The following is a 19,571-nucleotide window of genomic DNA, read 5'->3' as shown; positions in this document are numbered from 1 at the left end:
CTTACTTCGGATCACGTTCGGGCAGTGGACGTTCCACGATGACGGGACGGCCGAGCGGATTACGCACCCGACGCTTCGCCGCCCGGTACACCTGGGCGGTCTCGGTCGCGACGACATCCCAGGCGAAGTCGGCGGTGAGGCGTTCCCGCGCGGTGTCGGCGCGCCGCTGTGTCGCGAGCGGGTCGTCGAGGGTGGCCAGGGTGGCCTCGACCAGACCATCGACATCGGCGGGCTCGAACGAGGCACCGGTGATGCCGTCGATCACGGCCTCGCCGAGTCCACCTGCGGTGGAGGTGATCAGTGGCGTGCCAGCGGCCGCGGCTTCCAACGCCACGATGCCGAACGGCTCGTAGCGGCTGGGCAGCACGATCGCGTCGGCGCCGTGCAGCCAGCCGAGTAGCTCGGCGTGGCCGAGTTGGCCGACGAAGGTGACCGCGCGGGCTACCCGGTGCACGCGTGCGCGTTCGCGCAGCCAGTCGAATTGGGTGCCAACGCCCGCGATGGTGAGGGTGGTGCCGGGGTGCGCGCGGCGGATGCGTGGCAAAGCCGCGATGGCGTCCTGCACGCCCTTCTCGTATTCGAGACGGCCGACATAGAGCAGCCGGGGCGGGCCGGTGCGCGGCGCGCGGGCGCGGAAAGTCCATGCGCGAACGTCGATTCCGTTCCTGATCACCGTCATCGGCACACGCTCTGGGCCGTAGAGTCGTTCGACTTCGTCCTGCATCGAGGTGGAGCAGGTGATCAACGCGTCGGACTCGTTGGCCAGCCACCATTCCACCGAGTGCACCTGGCGATTCACCCGGCCCGCGACCCAGCCGCTGTGCCGCCCGGCCTCGGTGGCGTGAATGGTCGACACCAACGGCACGTCGAAGTATTCGGCCAGCGCGATGCCGGGGTGGGCCACCAACCAGTCGTGCGCGTGCACCACATCGGGTGCCCAGCCGTCGCCGATGCCCGGCTGGCCGAGTGCGACGCCGGCGCGCACCATCGCGTGCCCCATCGCCAGCGTCCACGCCAGCATGTCCTCGCCGAAGTCGAAGCACGGCGGGTCCTCGGCGACCGCGACGACGAGCACGCCCTCGGCGATGAACGAATGGGTCGGATGGGTCGAGGAGTCGGTGCCCGAGGGACGGCGCGCGAGCACGACCACCTCGTGGCCCGCTTCGGCCAGGCTGACCGCGAGGTGGTGCACATGCCTGCCGAGCCCGCCGACGACGACCGGTGGGTACTCCCACGACACCATCAAGATCTTCATGTATGTCCTTCTGCGACACGTCTTTCGGCGGCTGGCCCGGCTGATACCGATTCGACCTGACCACCGTCGCCTCGGTTCGTCGCAGTGGGGTTGTTGCCCGCTGCGGCGGGGCGCGTGATGTCCTGCGGCGCGGTGGCATCGAGTCGCCGCGCGTCCAGACCGGGGAAAAGTCCGTCAGCCGCCCCCCATCCTGCCGCCAATTGCCGTGCTTTGCCGACTTGGTCCGCGCCGAGGGCACCGGCGATTTCGCGCACGGCATGTGCGTGCAGGTGTGCGCGCTCGCGTGCGTACCCTGCCGCGGAGTCCTTGCTGACCATGAAGGCCCAGTCGCTGGAGACGGTCAGGATGGCTTCGCGCAGCAATTGGTCCGCGAGGTGATCGCGCAGCGCGAGGGTGGTGGTGTCGCGCGTCTTGTCGACGGTGTCGAGGGCGAGGCGCACGATGTCGTCGTTCAGCTCGACCAGGTCGTTGACCTGGTCACCGGCCCACACTCGCCAGTCTTTGCCGGAGCCCCACGACGAATCGGCGAGGGGGAAAGGGCTGCCGACGAATCCTCGGTCGCGCGCGTCCGCGAGTGTGCCGACGGTGATGCCCGCCTCCGGCAGCGCGCGCAAGACCTCGGCCAGCCATTGCGGGCCCTCGTGCCACCAGTGGCCGAACAGTTCGGTATCGAATGCGGCGACGACCAGCGCGGGTCGCCCGATTCGTTCGGATTCGGCGATCAGTCGCTCGCGCACGGTGCGCACGAAATCCTCGACGTCCCTGCTCACCTGAGTGGTCGCCAGTTCGGGGTCGTACGGTGCCTTGTCCGGCCCGTCCACCGTTTTTCCGGTGACACGGGACGGCTTGAGTCCGGTCGCGTGGTCGTAGTGATGAAAGTCACGATAGGCGCTGTGTCCCGGATAGCCCGACTTGGGGGACCACACCCGGTAGCTGACTTGGAGATCGCGGCCGAAGGCGAGCACATCGGAGTCGTGCACCGGCCGACCCAACGAGGTGTCGCCGCGCAGCGCGGGTCCGTCGACCATGAAGTGGGTGAGGCCCGCCGACTGGTACTCGGTTTCCATGCCCGGCGTGTATCCACATTCCGGCGCCCAGATTCCCTCGGGTGTCCTGCCCCAGCGCAGCCGGGCGTCGACCAGACCTTCGGCGAGTTGGAATCGGCGCAGCCTCGGGTCGAGCAGCGGCTGGAAGGGGTGGGCGAGCGGCCCGCCGAGTAGTTCGATGGCGTCGGCGTCGATGAGTTCGCGCCACACCGGTGCGGCGCCGTGACGCCAGTAGCGTTCGAAATCGGCGAGCGCTTCGGCGGCGAGTCGATGCTCGTGCCTGCCGAGCGCGCGATTGCCGGCCATCGATGCTTCGTCGGCGCGCAACTGCCAGTTGCCCAGCCAGTGGTGCATGCCCGCCGAACAGTGCGGGTCGTCGAGTTGTGCCGCGAGCACGGGAGTGATCCCGAGGCTCAAGAGGTGTGATCTACCTTCTGCGGCAAGGGTTTTCAATACCCTGACCAGGGGAATGTAGGACGAGGCCCAGGACTGGTAAAGCCATTCCTCGCCGACCGGCCAGCGTCCGTGGTTGGCCAGCCATGGCAGATGGGAGTGCAGGACCAGCGTGAACTGTCCGGGTACGGAGCCGGTCACTGTGGCTTGACCGCGATCGCGACGAGATCGAGGCTCGCGTCGATGGATTCGCGTGCTTGGGGGGCTTCTTGCGCGATGAGGACGAAATCATCGGTCGTCACCGACGCGACGTCCGCGGTGAGGTCGGCGGGCCACGGCTGTCCGGCGAGCGCGCGCTCGATCTGTGCGTCGATGAACGACCCGCCGTGCTTGGCGTCCAACGCTTTCAGTGCGGGGCCGTGGTGGATGCCCGCCGTCAGCGTGATCTCGAATCCGGCGTCGATGAGCAGTTCGGTCAGCTCGGCGGCGTTCAGTTCCCTGGTGTGAAACGGATTGAGCGGTGTGTCTCGACCCGGGGAGAAGGTGATGCGGTTGGGTGTGCTGATCAGCAGTTCGCCGCCGGGGCGCAGGACCCGCAGGCACTCGCGCAGGAACTGGGACTGGTCCCAAAGGTGTTCGATCACTTGGAAATTCACCACGACGTCGACCGATTCGTCGGTCAGCGGGAGTTCCGCGAGATTGCCTTGGCGCATCTCGACGTGCGGGTAACGCGCGCGTACGTGCTCGACCGCGCTCGCGTCGTAATCGACGCCGATCACCTTCGTCGCGACGTCGGCGATCATGTTCGCGCCGTACCCTTCGCCGGATCCGGCCTCCAGCACGGTCTTTCCCGCGCAGCGGTCGAGCAGTTCGGTGTAGGCGATCTCATGGCGGCGAAACCAGTAGTTCTCCTCGGCGATGCCCGGCACGGTGCGCTCGCCGGTGAGCGGCAGCGGGTCGACAGTATTCGTCGATGTGTCGGGCCCGGCGGATGCGGTATCGGTCACACCGGTCGTCCGGCCCGTTGCGGCGGGAATCACAGCGTCGCTCATCGTTCCGACGTTACTGGTAGGGACGGCGGTGCTGATCGTCCGCACCTGTCTTGTGTGGGCATCGGCACTAAGTTACCGGCGGGTAACTTAAGGTAGGGTAATGTCTCGCTCTGAGCTATTCACACGGACGTACGGCGCAGCTCGTGCGACCACCATTCACGTGTAACCCAGAACAGGAGGTCGACGAAGACCGATGCCGAACATCGTCGTACTCATCAAGCAGGTTCCCGACACCTGGTCCGAGCGCAAGCTGACCGATGGTGACTTCACCCTCGATCGCGAAGCCGCCGACGCCGTGCTCGACGAGATCAACGAGCGGGCCGTCGAAGAGGCCCTGTTGCTCAAAGAGGCTCAGGGTGGCGAGGTCACCGTGCTCGCCGCCGGTCCCGACCGCGCCACCGAGGCCATCCGCAAGGCGCTCTCGATGGGCGCGGACAAGGCCATCCACATCAACGACCCGGCGATCCACGGCTCCGACGCCGTGCAGACCGCGTGGGTGCTCGCCAGCGCGCTCGGTCAGGTCGAGGGCGTCGAGTTGGTCATCGCCGGTAACGAGGCAACCGACGGTCGCGCCGGTGCCGTGCCCGCTATCATCGCCGAGTACCTCGGCCTGCCGCAGCTGACGCACCTGCGCAAGCTGGTCATCGACGGCGACAAGATCACCGGCGAGCGCGAGACCGACGACGGCGTCTTCAAGCTGGAGGCCACGCTTCCCGCGATCGTCAGCGTCACCGAGAAGATCAACGAGCCGCGATTCCCGTCCTTCAAGGGCATCATGGCCGCGAAGAAGAAGGAAGTTCAGACCTTCACGCTCGCCGACCTCGGCGTCGACGCCTCGACGGTGGGTGTCGCGAACTCGGGCACCTCGGTCAGCGCCGCCACCCCGAAGCCGCCGCGCACCGCGGGCGAGAAGTTCGCCGACGAAGGCGACGGCGGCACCAAGATCGCCCAGTACCTCGTCGGCCAGAAGGTCATCTGATCGCGACACTGTCTCGCGGACCGACTTCTTAGGAGAGAACACACATGGCAGAAGTACTCGTGCTCATCGAGCACGCCGAAGGTGCGATCAAGAAGGTCAGCACCGAATTGCTCACCGCAGCTCGCGCGCTCGGTGAACCGGCCGCCGTCGTGCTCGGCGCGGCAGGCACCGGTGAGAAGCTCGCCGACGCGCTCGCCGCCGCCGGTGCCGAGAAGATCTACGTCGCCGAATCCGACGACGTGGACGGCTTCCTGGTCACCCCGAAGGTCGACGTGCTCGCCGGACTGACCGAGCAGGCCTCGCCCGCCGCGGTTCTGGTCGCGGCCTCCGCCGAAGGCAAGGAGGTGTCGGGCCGCCTCGCCGCCCGCATCGGCTCCGGCCTGCTGGTGGACGTCATCGACGTCAAGTCCGACGGCAGCGCGGTGCACTCCATCTTCGGTGGCGCGTTCACCGTCGACGCCAAGGCCAGCGGCGATGTGCCGGTGTTCTCGGTGCGTCCCGGTGCGGTCGATGCCGCACCGCAGGCGGGTGCGGGCGAGAAGGTCACCGTCGAGGTGCCCGCGCAGGAAGACGGCGTCACGAAGGTGACCGCGCGTGAGCCGATCGTCGGCGGCGACCGTCCGGAACTCACCGAGGCGACCATCGTCGTGTCGGGTGGTCGCGGTGTCGGTTCGGCCGACAAGTTCACCGTGGTCGAGGAGTTGGCCGATTCGCTCGGCGCGGCCGTCGGTGCCTCGCGTGCCGCGGTCGACTCGGGTTACTACCCCGGTCAGTTCCAGGTCGGTCAGACCGGTAAGACGGTCTCGCCGCAGCTGTATGTCGCCCTCGGCATCTCCGGTGCCATCCAGCACCGCGCCGGAATGCAGACCTCGAAGACCATCGTCGCGGTCAACAAGGACGAAGAGGCGCCGATCTTCGAGATCGCCGACTACGGCATCGTCGGCGACCTGTTCAATGTCGCCCCGCAGCTGACCGAGGCGGTCAAGTCGCACAAGGGCTGAGTTGACGCGGACCGGTTCGCCGGTTCGTCGCTCGGGCACAGAATGTCCCGACGCACCTCGGGTGCACGCGGTCGTCGCAACACTCTCGATTCGAGAGGTTGCGGCGACCGCGTCTGTTTATCGATAGGTCGGCGCGGGGCCGGTGCTCAACGGGTGGACACCTGGTGCGCTCCTCGTCGGACGAGCGAGGCCCGTGATTCGGAGTCGCAGGATCGATTCGGCCGGGGCGTGCGACCTTTGTACCGGTGTGTCGGTGGCCGTGGGTGCCCCGCGTGGGCACAGACGACCAGCCGGGTCGCTGGCGCGGCAATGAGCCGATGCGTTGGGATTGCAGCGGTCTCGGCCGGTCGCCGTGAAGGTAGCTGTCGCACGAATTCGGTTCGTGGCGTAGGCCGCTCGAATACGTACTCGCCGCCTATGGCCGGTGCAGCGCGTTGAGCAAGGTGGTGAGGATCGGGGAGCGCCTGGCGTCGGCGCGCAGGACCGCCGAGACCGGGATGCGAAGTTTGTGCTCGGAGAGTTCGAGCACGACAAGGCCTTCGGTCGAACTCTCGGCGTAGAGCACCGTCCACGCTTCGGGACGGTTGATCAGTTCCAGGCTCGCCGTGTGGTCCGGTGGGATGGGCGGGCCGAAGGTCGGGCCCGTGGCCAATTCGGCGAACGCGGCCCGAATCACGTTGTGCAGTAACACCTGTTCTTGTTCGGGTGGAAGCAAGAGGGGGTAGGGGCTCAGGTCCGTGAGGGTCACTCGCTCGCGTCCGGCCAAGGGATGCGCGCTCGAGGTGGCGATCACCAGGTCCTCGATCCAGAGCTGTTCGACGGTGAGTCCCGGTTGCTCGACGCTGCCTCGGATCAGTGCCAGATCGCAATCGCCGTCGACCACCGCGGTGATCCGTTGGCGGAACGGCTTGATCACGAACTCGATCTCGGCCTCGGAATGCGCGGCACGCGCACCCGCGATGGCCGACAGCGAGCGGGTCGCGAACGACATGTTGGCGGCGAGCCGGATGCGCGGGCCCACGGTGCGCACCGCCGCGCGGATCGCGGATTCGAGGCTGAGCATCTGCTTCGCCAGCGGGAGCACGCGCGCGGTGGCGTCGGTGGGCACCACCGAGCGCGTCGAGCGCTCGAACAATTGCACGCCGAGGTCGCGCTCGAGGCGCGAGATCTGATGGCTGATCGCCGACTGTGAGATAAAGCACCGTGCCGCCGCGCCGCTGAAGCTGAGCTCCTCGCAGACGGCGACGAAGTAGGTGAGCTGCCGAAGTTCCACGGCACCTCCTATTGATTACGTATCGAGATAAGAGTCATCTAAAGTATGCGCCCTAACTCGTGAAATATCTGCGTTCCCGATGACGGTTCATCATGAGAGAAGGAGGCTGTCATGCAGTTCGTTGAAGCGGGAATCGAAACCGCGGGAGTCGTCATTGTCGGGTCGGGGTTCGGTGGCCTGGCCGCCGCCAAACAACTCGCCAAGTCGGGGGTCGACTTCGTGCTGATCTCCAGCACGCCGGAGCATCTTTTCCAACCGCTGTTGTACCAGGTCGCGACAGGTGTTCTCGCGTCGGAGGAGATCGCCCCGCCGATCGCGGGCATTCTGCGCCGTCATCGTGAGGCCGACGTGCGCCTCGGCAAGGTGGTCGCGGTCGACCCCGATCGCGCCGTGCTCACCTATGAGAACGACGGCGAGCGCCGTCGGATCAGGTACGGCTCGCTGATCGCGGCCACGGGTGCGAGCCAGTCCTATTTCGGGCGCGACGATTTCGCGGACAAGACCTACTCGCTCAAGACCGTCGACGACGCGAAATTGCTGCGCGCGCAGATTCAGCGCGTCTTCGCCGAGGCCGAACACGCCGACGCGGAAACGCGGCGCAGGCTGCTGAGCTTCGTGGTGGTCGGTGCGGGCGCGACCGGCGTCGAGGTCGCCGGACAGCTGACGGAACTGGCGAAACGGTACTTCCACCAGGAAGTTTCGGTCACGCTGGTCGAGGGCGCCGGTGAGGTACTTCCCCCGTTCGGCGGTGGGCTGTCGGAGTACGCGAAGAAGTCGCTCACCCGCAGCGGCGTCGACGTGCAGTTGGGGACCTTCGTTACCGACATCGAGGAGGGCTCGGTGACGGTGAAGGACAAGGCGGGTACCGAACGCGCGATCACGGCCGAGACCGTCGTGTGGTCGGCCGGTGTGCAGGTCGGCGGGTTCGCCGCGACCCTGGCCGAGGCGACCGGCGTCGAGACCGATCGGGCTGGGCGCCTGCTGATCAACCCCGACCTGACCGTCGGCGGCTACGCCGACATCTACGCGATCGGCGACATGACCTCGCTCAACCGTTACCCCGGCCAGTCGCCGGTCGCGATGCAGGAGGGCAGGCACGCCGCCGACATCATCCGGCGCAAGACGTTGCCCGGCACCGCGTTCCGCTATGTCGACAAGGGCAGCATGGCGGTGATCAGCCGGTTCAGCGCGGTGACGAAGCTGAACGAGCGCATCACCTTCCGCGGCGTGATCGCCTGGTTCATGTGGCTCGCGGTGCACCTGTTCTACCTGGTCGGCTTCCGTAACCGGTTCGCAGCGGTGGTGTCCTGGTTGGTGGCGTTCATCGGCCGAGGGCGCCCCGGCTTCGCCGAGGTCCGTCGGGCAGCGAAGAAGGCGCCGAAGGTGCCGGAGTACACCGCAGCTTGAGCGCGCTCGGCGTCGCCTCCCTGCCTGGAAACGGCGCACCCGAACCGTCACAGGGGATCGGACGGGCACCCGGTGCGATGGCCCTGCGATTCGAGGTTCGGGCCGCGCGGGTACGGCCTGACCACGGGTTGTTCCGCCTGCGGCGCGAACGCCGACCACGGTGGTGCCGAGCCGGAGCCGGCCGGTCGAGCCGCGGCGCGACATCGAGGCGGTTCGCCCGACCGGCCCGACTAGGTTGGTGGCTACGGTGTGTGGCAATGTAGTTCGTTCCGGCGTGGACGAGCGCGGCGCGGCGACAAGGAAATTCGCTGGTTGACGGTCCGTCGGAGTGGGTACCGCCCCGGCGAGTGCGAACGTGACGCGACCAATCGGTGAACCCCGGGTGTGACCGCCGTCTCGTTCACCGAACGGGCATCGCGGGGACACTTCGAGGTTGCCCCGACGCAGCATCCGACTGGCTTCATCACGGATATGACTATTTCGTCCGTGTTGTCAGCCCCGGCGCGATCGACGGACGCCGGCGCCCAACGCTCAGGATATTCGCTGGTTGTCGCCTCGGACGCGGAGCACCGCGCGGCGGCGCAGCGCTTGCGCTACAACGTGTTCTCCGGTGAGCCGGGATTCCAGATCCCCGACGACGGCACCGGAATGGACGCGGACCGTTTCGATGAGCACTGCGATCACCTCCTCGTCCGCGACGAGAGCACCGAGCAGTTCGTCGGCTGCTATCGGATGCTGCCGCCGGACCGGCTTGCCGCGACCGGCGGGTACTACACCGCCACCGAGTTCGACCTCGCGCCGCTGGATCCGGTCGGCCACCGAATCGTCGAAATGGGCCGCGCCTGTGTGGTTCCCGAGCACCGCAACGGTTCGGTGCTGACGCTGATGTGGGCGGGCATCCTGCACTACATCCAACTCACCGGATACGACTGGGTGATGGGCTGTGTGTCGGTGCCGATGCGCGAGAACCCCGACGACCAGCCCGGCGCCAATGTGCGCGGTGTGCGCGACTTCGTGTTGGCCAAGCACGGCAACGATCCGCAGCGGCGGGTGCGCCCGTACAACCCGGTGGTGGTCGAGGGTAAGACGCTCGAGGAGATCGCGCCGCCCGCGCGGGCGAAGGTTCCGCCGCTGCTGCGCGGCTACCTGCGGCTCAACGCCGAGATCTGTGGCGAACCCGCGCACGATCCCGATTTCGCGGTCGCCGACTTCGTCTGCCTGCTCGGCATCGAGACCATGAACACGCGCTACCTCAACCGTTTACGCGATGCCGCGGCCTCGCTCGACGGCGGGCGGTGAGGGCGATGGTCTTCGACGCACCGCCCGCCACCACGACCGCGCACGCGTGGATGCCGTCTAGCCCGTGTGGGTCCGGCTGCATCGAGCAGGCCGATCGAGTCGGCACCGTCCTGGTGATCGGCCGCCTGTTCGCTGTGCTGGGCTTGCTGTTCAGCTTTCCGTTGCTGCACGTCGTCACACCGCGCGGCAAGCGGGAGAGCCTGCAACGCCGGTACGCGGGAATGTTGTTGCGCTGCCTCGGAATTCGCTTGCGTATCGTTGACAACCGGGGCACGAGCGCTCCCGTCGGTTACGGCACCGGCGGTGGTGTGCTTGTGGTGGCGGGACATATCGGCTGGACCGACATCGTCGCCATGGCCTCGGTGCAGCCGCTCGGTTTCGTCGCCCGCGCGGACATGGTGGATTGGCCGGTGCTCGGCGGCCTCGCCAAGCTGATGCGGGTCATCCCGATCGAACGTGAGCACCTGCGCGAGCTGCCCGGCGTGGTGGATCAGCTCGGTCAACGGCTGGTGGCCGGTGACCGGGTCGGTGTCTTCCCCGAGGGCACCACGTGGTGTGGCCGCGCCTACGGCTACATGCGGCCCGCGTTGTTCCAGGCGGCCGTCGATACCGGAACGCCGGTGCAGCCGGTGCGGCTGCGGTATCTGGACCGAAACGGTGCGCAGTGCACCGTGCCCGCCTTCGTCGGGGCCGACACCTTCGCGTCGTCGGCTGGTCGCGTGCTCCGTTCGCGCGGCATGGTCGCCGAAGTGGTGTTGGAGCGGGTGCAAGAGCCAGGCACCGACCGGCGTGCGCTGGCGCGGCGCTGCGAGGCCGCCGTGCGCGGCGCGACGCCGTCGGGTCACGACGCACGCGAAAGCACCGAGTGGATCGAGGCGGGCAGCACCAGGGTGCAGGACCCGTCGGTCGGCGCGGATGCGGCCGACCCGGTGCGGCGGCCACGGCGTCGTCCGCTGTTGCGTGGCCGAGGACACCGAACGCAGGCCGCCTGACGGCGCGCTGCGTACGCCGAGTGCGCCCGCCCGCAGCCGATTCGCGATCGACCGCGGGCGTGCACACTTGCTTCATACGGTCATAGCAACGCGCGAGCCACCGCGCACCGGCCGGCGATGTCGGTCAGAGTGGAGTCATGCTTCCCGTTCTCGATCTCGCAGAAGCCGAACGCGAACCGGACCGGTTTCGCACCGCCCTGCTCGCCGCAGCGCACGAACAAGGCTTCTTCTACCTCACCGGCCACGGCATCGACCCTGGTCGGTTCACCGAGGTGCTCGGGCTCGCTCGGCGTTTCTTCGCGCTGCCACCCGAGGCGAAGGACGAGATCAGTCAGCTGAAGAGTCCGCAGTTTCGCGGCTACTCGCGGCTGGGTGGCGAGCTCACCAATGGCGCGGTCGACTGGCGTGAACAGATCGATATCGGCCCCGAACGGGAGGTGATCGCCGACGCGCAGGGCTACTGGCGATTGCAGGGACCCAATCTGTGGCCCTCGGCGCTGCCGCAGCTGCGCGCGGCGATGGAGGCGTGGAGCACCGACCTGTCCGCTGTCGGCCTTCGCCTGCTGCGGCACTGGGCGGCAGCGCTCGGCGCGGAGGCGAGCACCTTCGATCCCGCCTTCGCCGCGCTGCCCGCGACGCTGATCAAGGTGGTTCGGTATCCGGGCAGCGCGGACACCACGCAGGGCGTTGGGGCGCACAAGGATTCGGGTGTGCTCACGTTGTTGCTCGTCGAGCCGGATTCGCACGGTTTGCAGGTCGAACTGGCCGACGGTGAATGGGTCGACGCCGATCCCGTTCCCGGCGCGTTCATCGTCAATATCGGTGAGCTGCTCGAGGTCGCCACCGGCGGCTATCTGCGCGCGACCCGGCACCGAGTGCTCGCGCCGCGTCCTGGCACCGACCGGGTGTCGATCCCGTATTTCCTCAATCCCGCACTGGACGCGACGATACCGATCATCACACTGCCGCCGGACCTGGCGGCGCACTCGCGCGGGGTCGACGCGGACCCGGACAACCCGATCTTCGACACCTACGGCGCGAACGCGTGGAAATCGCGCACTCGCGCGCACCCCGACGTCGCCGAACTGCACCACGGCATCACACCGAAGGGTCCGGCGAGCGCCTACTGAACCGATGCGCTCGCGGTGAGCGCAACCGTGGTCACCGCCCCGACCGCGTTCTACGTTGGGCTGGTGTTCGATGTGCGCAGGCTGGCGGTGCTGGAAGCGGTGGTGCGATCCGGCTCGCTCACGGCCGCCGCGACCGTGTTGAGCTACACCACGTCCGCGATTTCGCAGCAGATTACCGCTCTGGAGCGGGATGTTGGTGCCATTCTCGTCGTCCGTGGCCCCTCCGGCACGCGGCCGACCCGGGCCGGTCGAAGTCTGCTCGACAACGCCGCTGGCATCTTCGACGCGATCGCCACCGCCGAGCGTGATCTCGCGCGGCTGAGTTCTGCCGACCACGACGTGGTGCGGGTGGCCTCGTTCGCGAGCGCGGCGGCGGCGATACTTCCCGCCGCCGTGGCCGAGTTCCGAAGCGCCTTCCCGCGCAGCGGGATTCAGCTCATCACCGCCGACCCGGTGGAGGCGGTCGCGTTGCTCGACGGTGGCGGGGCCGAGGTGGCGGTGATCACCGAAGTGCCCGGTGAACCGCAGGAGTTCCCGCACCTGCACACCGTGCCGATCTTCGACGACGAGTTCTTCGTGGTGCTGCCAGCGCAGCACCGTCTCGCGGGCGCCGCCGCCGTTGCGCTGGCCGCGTTGGCGAAGGAGAAGTGGGTGGTCAGTACGGCGACCGGCACTTGCCCCGACACCCGCGTTTTCCGTGCCGCGTGCACCCGTGCGGGATTCGTCCCTGAGGTGACCTTCCGATCCGAGGACTATTCGACCGTGCAAGGCCTGGTGGCGGCGGGGGTCGGCGTTTCGCTGGTGCCGTCGTTGGCAGCGGCCGACGCACGCGCCGACGTGGTGGTGCGCCGCGTCGACGGTCCCGCGCCGGTCCGCCGCATCGCGCTGGCGACGGCGTCTCGTCCTGTGCGGGCGAGCGCGCTGGCCGGTCTTGTCGGCCTTGTGCACGGTGTGGGCGTTCGGATGGCCTCGAATCCGGCGCATCGTGGCAGGGCCTACAGCAGCACCGCACACGCTCGCAGGATCGGTGAACCCCTGACCCACTGACGGCCCTGCGCCCATAGCGTCCGATGCGTGGATCGCCGCCGACGGCGATCTCGCGCCCAAGTCCACCCAAGTCCGCCCAAGTCCGTGCGGACCGCAACGTCTGAGGAACCAGATGACTACTGCCGATACCGTCGCCGTACCAGTGCTGACCAGCGCCGAGGACGTACTCGCCGTCGCCGCCGAGCTCGCCACCGAGATCGCCGCCGGTGCGGTGCGTCGCGAGCTCGACGGGGTGTTGCCCGAGGAGCAGCTGCGTGCGATCGCCCGCTCCGGACTGCTCGGCATAGCCGTCCCCAGCCAGTTCGGTGGGCCCGATCTGCCGCGCACGGTGGTGGTCGAGGTGCTGCGACTGTTGTCGGTCGCGGATTCGGCCGTCGGCCAGTTGTTGCTGTCGCACTTCGTCCTGAATCAGGGCATCATCGGCCTCGGTACGGCCGATCCCGCGCCTCGGCTGTTCGCCGACATTCTCGCGGGCGTTCAACTCGGCAACGCCTCCGTCGAGCGGGGCACCAAGACCTCGGTCGAGCGGTTGACCACCCTGCGTCGTCGCCCCGAAGGTGGGTGGCTGCTCGATGGCAAGAAGTACTACGCCACGGGTACGCTCGGCGCCGGATGGATCGCCGTGGCCGCGCGGATCGACGAAACCGATAATGCGGCAACGGCATTCGTTCGACCCACCGATGCGGGTGTCGCTCTGCGTCTGGACAAGTGGTCGTCGTTCGGCCAGCGGGGTACGGCCAGTGGCGAGGTCGTTCTCGACCAGGTCGTCGTCGAGGACGCGTTGGTCATCGACGAAGGACCCGCCGTCGATCCCGCGACGGCGCCACCTTCGGTACACGGCGCGTTCGATCAGGCACTGCACACCGCGATAGACGTGGGTATCGCGCGCGCGGCTCTGGAGGAGGGCGCGGAGTTCCTCAGGACCAAGAGTCGCCCGTGGTTCGAGGCGGGGGTGGACAACGCGGCCGACGAACCACACGTCGTGCGCAGGATCGGCGAGCTCACCGGACGCCTCTTCGCCTTGGAGGCGTTGCTGGCGCGCGGAGCCGAAGCTGTCGACCGCGCGCTGGCCGAGGACGAACTGACCAGGCAGGCCGCGGCGCACGCGTCGCTCACGGTCGCCGCGGCGAAGGCGCTCGCGCAGGAGTTCGCGGTCGAGATCGCTTCCGGTGTACTGGAACTCACCGGCGCTTCGGCTACGGATCAGAAGTACGCGCTCGACCGGCACTGGCGCAATGTTCGGGTGCACTCGCTGCACGATCCCGCGCGGTGGAAGTACGTGCACCTGGGCAACCACACGCTGCGCGGCACGAATCCGCCGCGTCTCGGCGTGCTGCTCTGAGCGCGGGGGGAGTAACCGTGAGCGGCTTCTATCTGACAGGAAGCATGGCCGTCGACACCGTCGAAGACGCGTTCGACCTCGTCGGTTCCCGACTGCAACCCGGCGTGCGCAGGGTCCCGGACGGCGAACCGGGCAATCGTGCCAACTGGGTACTCACCCAGGCCGACCATTTCCTGCGCAATCCGACGCTCGACGTGGTCGAGGGCGTCGCGCGAACGCGCGCTGGGACGGCGGTGGCGTTTCCCTCGTTCGACTACCACACGTTCGCCGCCGACTCCTACGGTCGATTCGCCGAGGCCCGCGATCGCGGTGTGCTCGCGGCGGATTCGCGTTTCCTTGTGTCGATTCCCACCCCGTTCAACGCGGTGAATTCTTTCGTCGAGTTCGATTCGAGGGTGGCGGTGGCGCTGGCCTACGAGCAGCAGCTCGAACGCAGTGTCGCCGCGATTACGCAGGCGATCCCGGCGAACGATCTGGCGATCCAGTGGGACCTGCCGACCGAGCTCGCCACCGTCGAGGGGTGGTTCCCGAACCCGTATCCGGGACCGGAGGCGATCTACGCGGCGACCGCGCGGCTGGCCGGGTGGATCGATGACGACGTGGAGCTGACCTTCCACCTCTGCTACGGGGATTCCAAGTTCGGCGCCTCCCCGTTCATGGGTGATCCACCCGATGCCGCGGCGGCTGCCCGTGGCGGCAGGCACATCCTGCCCAAGGACACCGGTGCCATCGTCGCGGTGGCCAACGGGTTGTCGCGCCATGTCACCCGTCGTATCGACGCGATCCATGCGGCGACGGTGGCCACCTGGACGAAATACGCGCATTGGCAACCACTCTCGACGCTGGCCTTGGAGCCGACCACCGAGGTGTTCCTCGGGTTGCTGCACGCCGAGGACGGTGCCGACGGTGCTCGGAAACGCGCGGCACTGGCCGCGCGTTTCCTCCCCGAATTCGGGGTGTCCACCGAATGTGGCCTCGGCAGGCATTTCCCTGAGCAGTTGGCCGCGGTGCTGGGGGCGTGGAATGAGCTCGCGGCCGAGCGGGTGTCGGCGCCTACCGGGGTCTGAGCGCTGGGATCGGGGCGGTGACGGCGTCGGGTCAGAACGCGCTTCCCGTCGAGGGCAGCGGGACATAGCCTCGCCAGCCGCCGTGACCGCCGCGATGCCAGCTGCCGTAACCGCCCTGGTTCCAGTTGCCGTAGCCACCGTGGTTCCAGCCCTGATTCCAGCCCTGGTTGTGCCAGCCGTGGTTGTGTCGGCCGTGGTTCCAGCCACCGTGTCCGAAGGGACGTCCGTGGGCTGGCTCGACCTGATCGAGCGTGACCGGTTCGGCGAACGCGGGCGCGGCGACGGCGGCGACCGGGGTGATGACGAGTGCGGCCGCGACGGCGACGCGGGCGATGGTGCGCCGGGTGCGTCCGCGGTGGGATTCTCGGATCATCGGGAACTTCCTCACTTGATGGGATCAGCGATCGAAGACCGGGTGCTGGGTCTGGTCGGCCGGGGTATCGACCGAGGTTGCCGGAGTCCGATATCAGTACGTTTTCTAATGTACCGCTAAATAACGGCACGTTCAACCATGGATTGAATTGACCCTGTGACGGGCGACGGGAATATCGCGAGTGGGCGAGGGGTTGGCGTTCGTGGGTGAATCCTGGTCGGCCACGCGTAGGCCGTGTGACGTGGGAGTGAGCCCAACAGAATCGCAGGTCAACAGTGGGATAGGCTTTGTCGGTCATGAAGTCGGGTTTTACGGGTTCGGTCAACGGTGCGGTGGGTGCCGCGGTGTACCTCGATCATGCGGCAACAACACCGATGTTGCCCGAGGCTGTCGAGGCGATGACGGCCGTCTTGGCGCGGACGGGTAACGCGTCCTCGCTGCACGGTTCCGGGCGCGCGGCCAGGCGCACGCTCGAGGAAGCGCGCGAGTCGATCGCCGCTGACCTCGGCGCGCGACCCTCGGAAGTCATCTTCACTTCCGGTGGCACCGAGAGCGACAACCTCGCCATCAAGGGGATCTACTGGGCCCGGCGCGACGGCGATCAACGCCGACGCAGAATCATCGCGAGCGCGATCGAGCATCACGCCGTGCTCGACACCGTCGAATGGCTCGAACGGCACGAAGGCGCCGAGGTGACCTGGCTGCCGGTGGATGCCGAGGGCGCGATCTCCCCGCGCGCACTGCGCGCGGCATTGGCCACGAACCCCGACGATGTCGCGCTCATCACCGTCATGTGGGCGAACAACGAGGTCGGCACCATTCAGCCGATCGCCGAATTGGCTGCGATAGCACAGGAATTCGGCATCCCGATCCACAGTGACGCGGTGCAGGCCGCGGCGCAACTGCCGATCGACTTCGCCGCGAGCGGACTCTCGGCGGCGAGCTTCGCCGGACACAAGGTCGGTGGGCCGCACGGCGTCGGGGTGCTCTTGCTCGGTCGGCAGGTGCCATGCGTGTCGCTGCTGCACGGTGGCGGGCACGAGCGCGACCTGCGTTCGGGCACGTCCGACCCTGCCGCCGCGGTCGGGCTCGCCACCGCGCTGCACGTCACCGCGACGGAAATGGACACGCGCACCAAAGAATTGACCGCACTGCGGGATGCCATGATCGACGGTGTGCGCGCGGCGTTTCCCGGCGCCGTGCTGAACGGACCGGAAGGCGCGCGGCGACTACCTGGCAACGCGCACTTCACCTTTCCCGACTGCGAAGGCGATTCCTTGCTGATGCTGCTCGACGCGGCGGGCATCGAATGCTCGACCGGTTCGGCGTGCACCGCCGGTGTCGCCGCACCGAGTCATGTTCTGATTGCGATGGGCGTTCTCGCCCGACAGGCGCGCGGGTCGCTGCGATTCTCGCTCGGTCACACCTCGACCCGCGCCGACATCGACACATTGCTCGACGCGCTGCCGCAGGTGGTCGAGCGGGCCACGGCCGCGGGCATGGCCGGTGCTAAGGGAGGAGTGTGATGCGGGTACTTGCCGCGATGAGCGGTGGCGTCGATTCGGCGGTGGCGGCGGCGCGTGCCGTCGAAGCGGGTCACGAGGTGATCGGCGTACACCTGGCACTGTCGGCGACGCCGGGCACGCTGCGCACCGGTGCGCGCGGGTGCTGCTCCAAAGAAGACGCCGGTGACGCGCGACGTGCCGCCGATGTGCTCGGAATCCCGTTCTACGTCTGGGATTTCGCCGATCGATTCAAAGAGGACGTGATCGACGATTTCGTCGCCGCCTACGCGGCGGGGGAGACCCCGAATCCGTGTTTGCGCTGCAACGAGAAGATCAAGTTCTCGGCGCTCGCCGATCGCGCGCAGGCGCTGGGCTTCGACGCCGTGGTCACCGGGCACTACGCCCAACTGTCCGACGGTGTGCTGCGCAGGGCTGTCGACGCCGACAAGGACCAGTCCTACGTGCTCGCGGTACTGACCGCCGGGCAGCTGTCGCGGGCGATGTTCCCGATCGGCGATACCCCGAAGCCGCGGATCAGGGACGAGGCCGCCGAGCGCGGACTCGCGGTGGCGAACAAGCCCGACAGCCACGACATCTGCTTCATTCCCTCCGGCGATACTCGCGCCTTTCTCGGTGCGAAGATCGGCGTCCGACCCGGCGCGGTCGTGGACACCGACGGTAAGAAGCTGGCCGACCACGACGGGGTGCACGGGTTCACCATCGGCCAGCGCAAGGGACTCGGTCTCGCCGGGCCCGCCGCCGACGGTAAGCCGAGGTACGTCACGGGGATCGATCCCGATTCCGGGACCGTGCGGGTCGGCTCGGCTGAGGACCTGCGGGTGTGGACCATCGACGCCGAGCGGGCGATCTGGACCTCGGGTTCGGCGCCGGACGGGCCGATCGAGTGTGTCGCGCAGGTGCGGGCGCACGGTGGCACCGCAGCCGCCGTCGCGGAGGCGGTGGACGGCGGTCTCGTCGTGCGACTGCGGGAGCCGCTGACCGGTGTCGCGCGTGGCCAAGCCGTGGTGTTGTACCGCGCGGACCCCCTCGGCGACGAGGTGATCGGCAGCGGGACCATTTCCGGGACAGGGCAAGTCGAGGCTTCGCGGGTCGGTAGCGAGGCGAACGCCGGTCGCACGCGATGAGCGCTGGCCGCTCGTGGTCTGCTCGCCCCCGCGACTGACCTGTCGCTGCTGATCGGTTGTGCATGAAGGTGATTCGGCCGAGAGGATGCGGATGGTGGACAAGTCGTGGTAGCCGGTGCGGGGACGAGTGAGTGGGTGGTGCCGTGTGGCGCTACGGCTGTCGGCTCGTGGCCGGGGACCGATCCGCGCGAGGCCGCGGCGACCGTCATCGGCGAACTGCCGGACCTACCGCACTTGGTGGAATTGCCGAGGCGAGGCGTCGGCGCGGACATGATAGGTCGGGTCTCGGCCCTGCTCGTCGACCTGCGCTTCGACACAACGCCGCGCGGATATCGGTTGGCCACCCGGCGAGGTGCGGTATCGCGGCGTGCCCGTGATCTGCTGCGCTCGGACCTGGACGCACTCGAGGAAGCCTGGGAAACAGCGGGTTTCGCCGGTTCGGGACGGAAGGTCAAGATTCAGGCGACCGGCCCGCTCACCCTCGCCGCGCAGGTGGAGTTGCCGGGTGGTCATCGCGTCCTCACCGATTCCGGCGCGCTGCGCGACCTTTCGGATTCGCTCACCGAAGGACTCGCCCGCCATGCGGCGGAGGTACGCGGGCGCCTCGGCGCCGAAGTGATGGTGCAGTTGGACGAGCCGTCGTTGACCGCGGTGCTCGAGGGCTCGTTGCGCGGGGTCAGCGTTTTGGATTCGGTGCGCGCCCAACCGGAACCGGAGTCGCGTGCGCTGCTGGACCGGGTGATCGACGCCCAGACGGGCCCGGTGCTGGTGCACAGCTGCGGTGAACCACCCGCGATCGCGTTCTTACGGGACAGTGCCGCCGCGGCAGTGGGTTTCGATCTCGCGACAGTCGGCGTCGACCAACTCGACAGCATCGGTGAGGCGTTGGACGCGGGTAAGCACCTCGTTCTCGGCCTGGTCCCGACGACGCCGCCCGAGCTGCCGGTGACCTGGCGCGAACTCGCCGAGCCGGGTGTGCGGCTGATCGATCGCCTCGGATTCCCCAGGAGCACCCTGTCCGAGCGTGTCTCGGTGAGCCCGGCGTGTGGGGTCGGCGACGCGTCGCTGGAGTGGGCGCGGCGGAGCCTGCGGCTCTGCGCCGAGATCGCGCGCGCCTTCGCCGAGGAGCCTGGCGAACTGGACTTCTCCTGAGTCATCGGGAGCGGGGGCCGCGCTCTGCCGATCGCATCCGCGCGCCGCATTTGCCCGCGCGCCGCATTTGCCAGGTGCGCAATCCGGCACAGCGATCGGTGTTGCGGCCTCGG

Annotated in this window: 17 protein-coding genes; 12 read left to right on the top strand and 5 right to left on the bottom strand. The window is 68.1% G+C overall.

The features are described 5' to 3' along the window. Position 1: 1 nt before the first annotated feature. The 3 genes from ABEA50_RS23210 to ABEA50_RS23200 are packed head-to-tail and all read right to left on the bottom strand — an operon-like array spanning position 2 to position 3,746. Positions 2-1,255 (bottom strand): glycosyltransferase family 4 protein, encoded by a 1,254-nt coding sequence (locus ABEA50_RS23210; protein WP_345497895.1) that lies wholly within the window; start codon positions 1,253-1,255, stop codon positions 2-4. Beyond that, entirely contained in the window at positions 1,252-2,895 is a 1,644-nt protein-coding gene (locus ABEA50_RS23205; protein WP_345497894.1) for a glycoside hydrolase family 57 protein, read from the bottom strand. The genes ABEA50_RS23210 and ABEA50_RS23205 overlap by 4 nt, the downstream gene beginning before the upstream one ends. Beyond that, complete coding sequence (locus tag ABEA50_RS23200; protein ID WP_345497892.1) at positions 2,892-3,746, bottom strand: class I SAM-dependent methyltransferase; 855 nt, start codon at positions 3,744-3,746, stop codon at positions 2,892-2,894. The genes ABEA50_RS23205 and ABEA50_RS23200 overlap by 4 nt, the downstream gene beginning before the upstream one ends. Positions 3,747-3,939: 193 nt before the next feature. Between ABEA50_RS23200 and ABEA50_RS23195 the strand changes: the two genes are divergently transcribed. Further along, the gene (locus ABEA50_RS23195; protein ID WP_345497891.1) at positions 3,940-4,725 is read left to right on the top strand and encodes an electron transfer flavoprotein subunit beta/FixA family protein; all 786 of its coding nucleotides are present in this window, start codon (positions 3,940-3,942) and stop codon (positions 4,723-4,725) included. Between the two features lie 44 nt (positions 4,726-4,769). Beyond that, a complete protein-coding gene (locus ABEA50_RS23190; RefSeq protein ID WP_345497890.1) occupies positions 4,770-5,726 on the top strand; it encodes an electron transfer flavoprotein subunit alpha/FixB family protein in 957 nt (318 codons plus the stop codon). 415 nt (positions 5,727-6,141) lie between these two features. On the opposite strand, the gene ABEA50_RS23185 is transcribed toward ABEA50_RS23190, so the two are convergent. Next, positions 6,142-6,999: a LysR family transcriptional regulator gene (locus ABEA50_RS23185; RefSeq protein ID WP_345497888.1), complete on the bottom strand. Its 858-nt coding sequence runs from the start codon at positions 6,997-6,999 to the stop codon at positions 6,142-6,144. A 111-nt stretch (positions 7,000-7,110) separates the two neighbouring features. On the opposite strand from ABEA50_RS23185, the gene ABEA50_RS23180 reads away from it, so the two are divergent. The 7 genes from ABEA50_RS23180 (at position 7,111) to ABEA50_RS23150 (ending at position 15,283) form a co-directional block, all read left to right on the top strand. Further along, positions 7,111-8,406, top strand: a complete 1,296-nt coding sequence (locus ABEA50_RS23180; RefSeq protein ID WP_345497887.1) for an NAD(P)/FAD-dependent oxidoreductase — start codon at positions 7,111-7,113, stop codon at positions 8,404-8,406. Between the two features lie 471 nt (positions 8,407-8,877). Further along, positions 8,878-9,705: a GNAT family N-acetyltransferase gene (locus ABEA50_RS23175; protein WP_345497886.1), complete on the top strand. Its 828-nt coding sequence runs from the start codon at positions 8,878-8,880 to the stop codon at positions 9,703-9,705. Positions 9,706-9,710: 5 nt separating this feature from the next. Further along, entirely contained in the window at positions 9,711-10,697 is a 987-nt protein-coding gene (locus ABEA50_RS23170) for a lysophospholipid acyltransferase family protein (protein ID WP_345497885.1), read from the top strand. A 137-nt stretch (positions 10,698-10,834) separates the two neighbouring features. Beyond that, positions 10,835-11,827 (top strand): isopenicillin N synthase family dioxygenase, encoded by a 993-nt coding sequence (locus tag ABEA50_RS23165; RefSeq protein WP_345497884.1) that lies wholly within the window; start codon positions 10,835-10,837, stop codon positions 11,825-11,827. A gap of 15 nt (positions 11,828-11,842) precedes the next feature. Continuing rightward, positions 11,843-12,874, top strand: coding sequence for a LysR family transcriptional regulator (locus tag ABEA50_RS23160; protein WP_345497883.1), 1,032 nt, complete (start codon positions 11,843-11,845; stop codon positions 12,872-12,874). A gap of 112 nt (positions 12,875-12,986) precedes the next feature. Beyond that, positions 12,987-14,216, top strand: coding sequence for an acyl-CoA dehydrogenase family protein (locus tag ABEA50_RS23155; protein WP_345497882.1), 1,230 nt, complete (start codon positions 12,987-12,989; stop codon positions 14,214-14,216). 17 nt (positions 14,217-14,233) lie between these two features. After that, complete coding sequence (locus ABEA50_RS23150) at positions 14,234-15,283, top strand: hypothetical protein (protein WP_345497881.1); 1,050 nt, start codon at positions 14,234-14,236, stop codon at positions 15,281-15,283. A 31-nt stretch (positions 15,284-15,314) separates the two neighbouring features. Here ABEA50_RS23150 and ABEA50_RS23145 read toward each other — a convergent pair whose 3' ends face one another. Continuing rightward, complete coding sequence (locus ABEA50_RS23145) at positions 15,315-15,656, bottom strand: hypothetical protein (RefSeq protein WP_345497879.1); 342 nt, start codon at positions 15,654-15,656, stop codon at positions 15,315-15,317. A gap of 296 nt (positions 15,657-15,952) precedes the next feature. Between ABEA50_RS23145 and ABEA50_RS23140 the strand changes: the two genes are divergently transcribed. The 3 genes from ABEA50_RS23140 (at position 15,953) to ABEA50_RS23130 (ending at position 19,458) form a co-directional block, all read left to right on the top strand. Next, entirely contained in the window at positions 15,953-17,182 is a 1,230-nt protein-coding gene (locus tag ABEA50_RS23140; RefSeq protein WP_345497877.1) for a cysteine desulfurase family protein, read from the top strand. Then, positions 17,182-18,306 carry a tRNA 2-thiouridine(34) synthase MnmA gene (gene mnmA / locus ABEA50_RS23135; RefSeq protein WP_345497875.1) on the top strand — a complete coding sequence of 375 codons (1,125 nt, stop codon included), beginning with the start codon at positions 17,182-17,184 and terminating at the stop codon, positions 18,304-18,306. Before ABEA50_RS23140 ends, mnmA begins: the two co-directional genes overlap by 1 nt. 105 nt (positions 18,307-18,411) lie before the next feature. Next, positions 18,412-19,458: a methionine synthase gene (locus tag ABEA50_RS23130; protein WP_345497873.1), complete on the top strand. Its 1,047-nt coding sequence runs from the start codon at positions 18,412-18,414 to the stop codon at positions 19,456-19,458. The last annotated feature ends 113 nt before the right edge of the window (positions 19,459-19,571 follow it).

Origin of the sequence: Nocardia callitridis (genome assembly GCF_039543305.1) — a bacterium.
GTDB classification, from domain to species: Bacteria; Actinomycetota; Actinomycetes; order Mycobacteriales; family Mycobacteriaceae; genus Nocardia; species Nocardia callitridis.
This window is presented reverse-complemented; position numbering and strand designations above follow the sequence as displayed.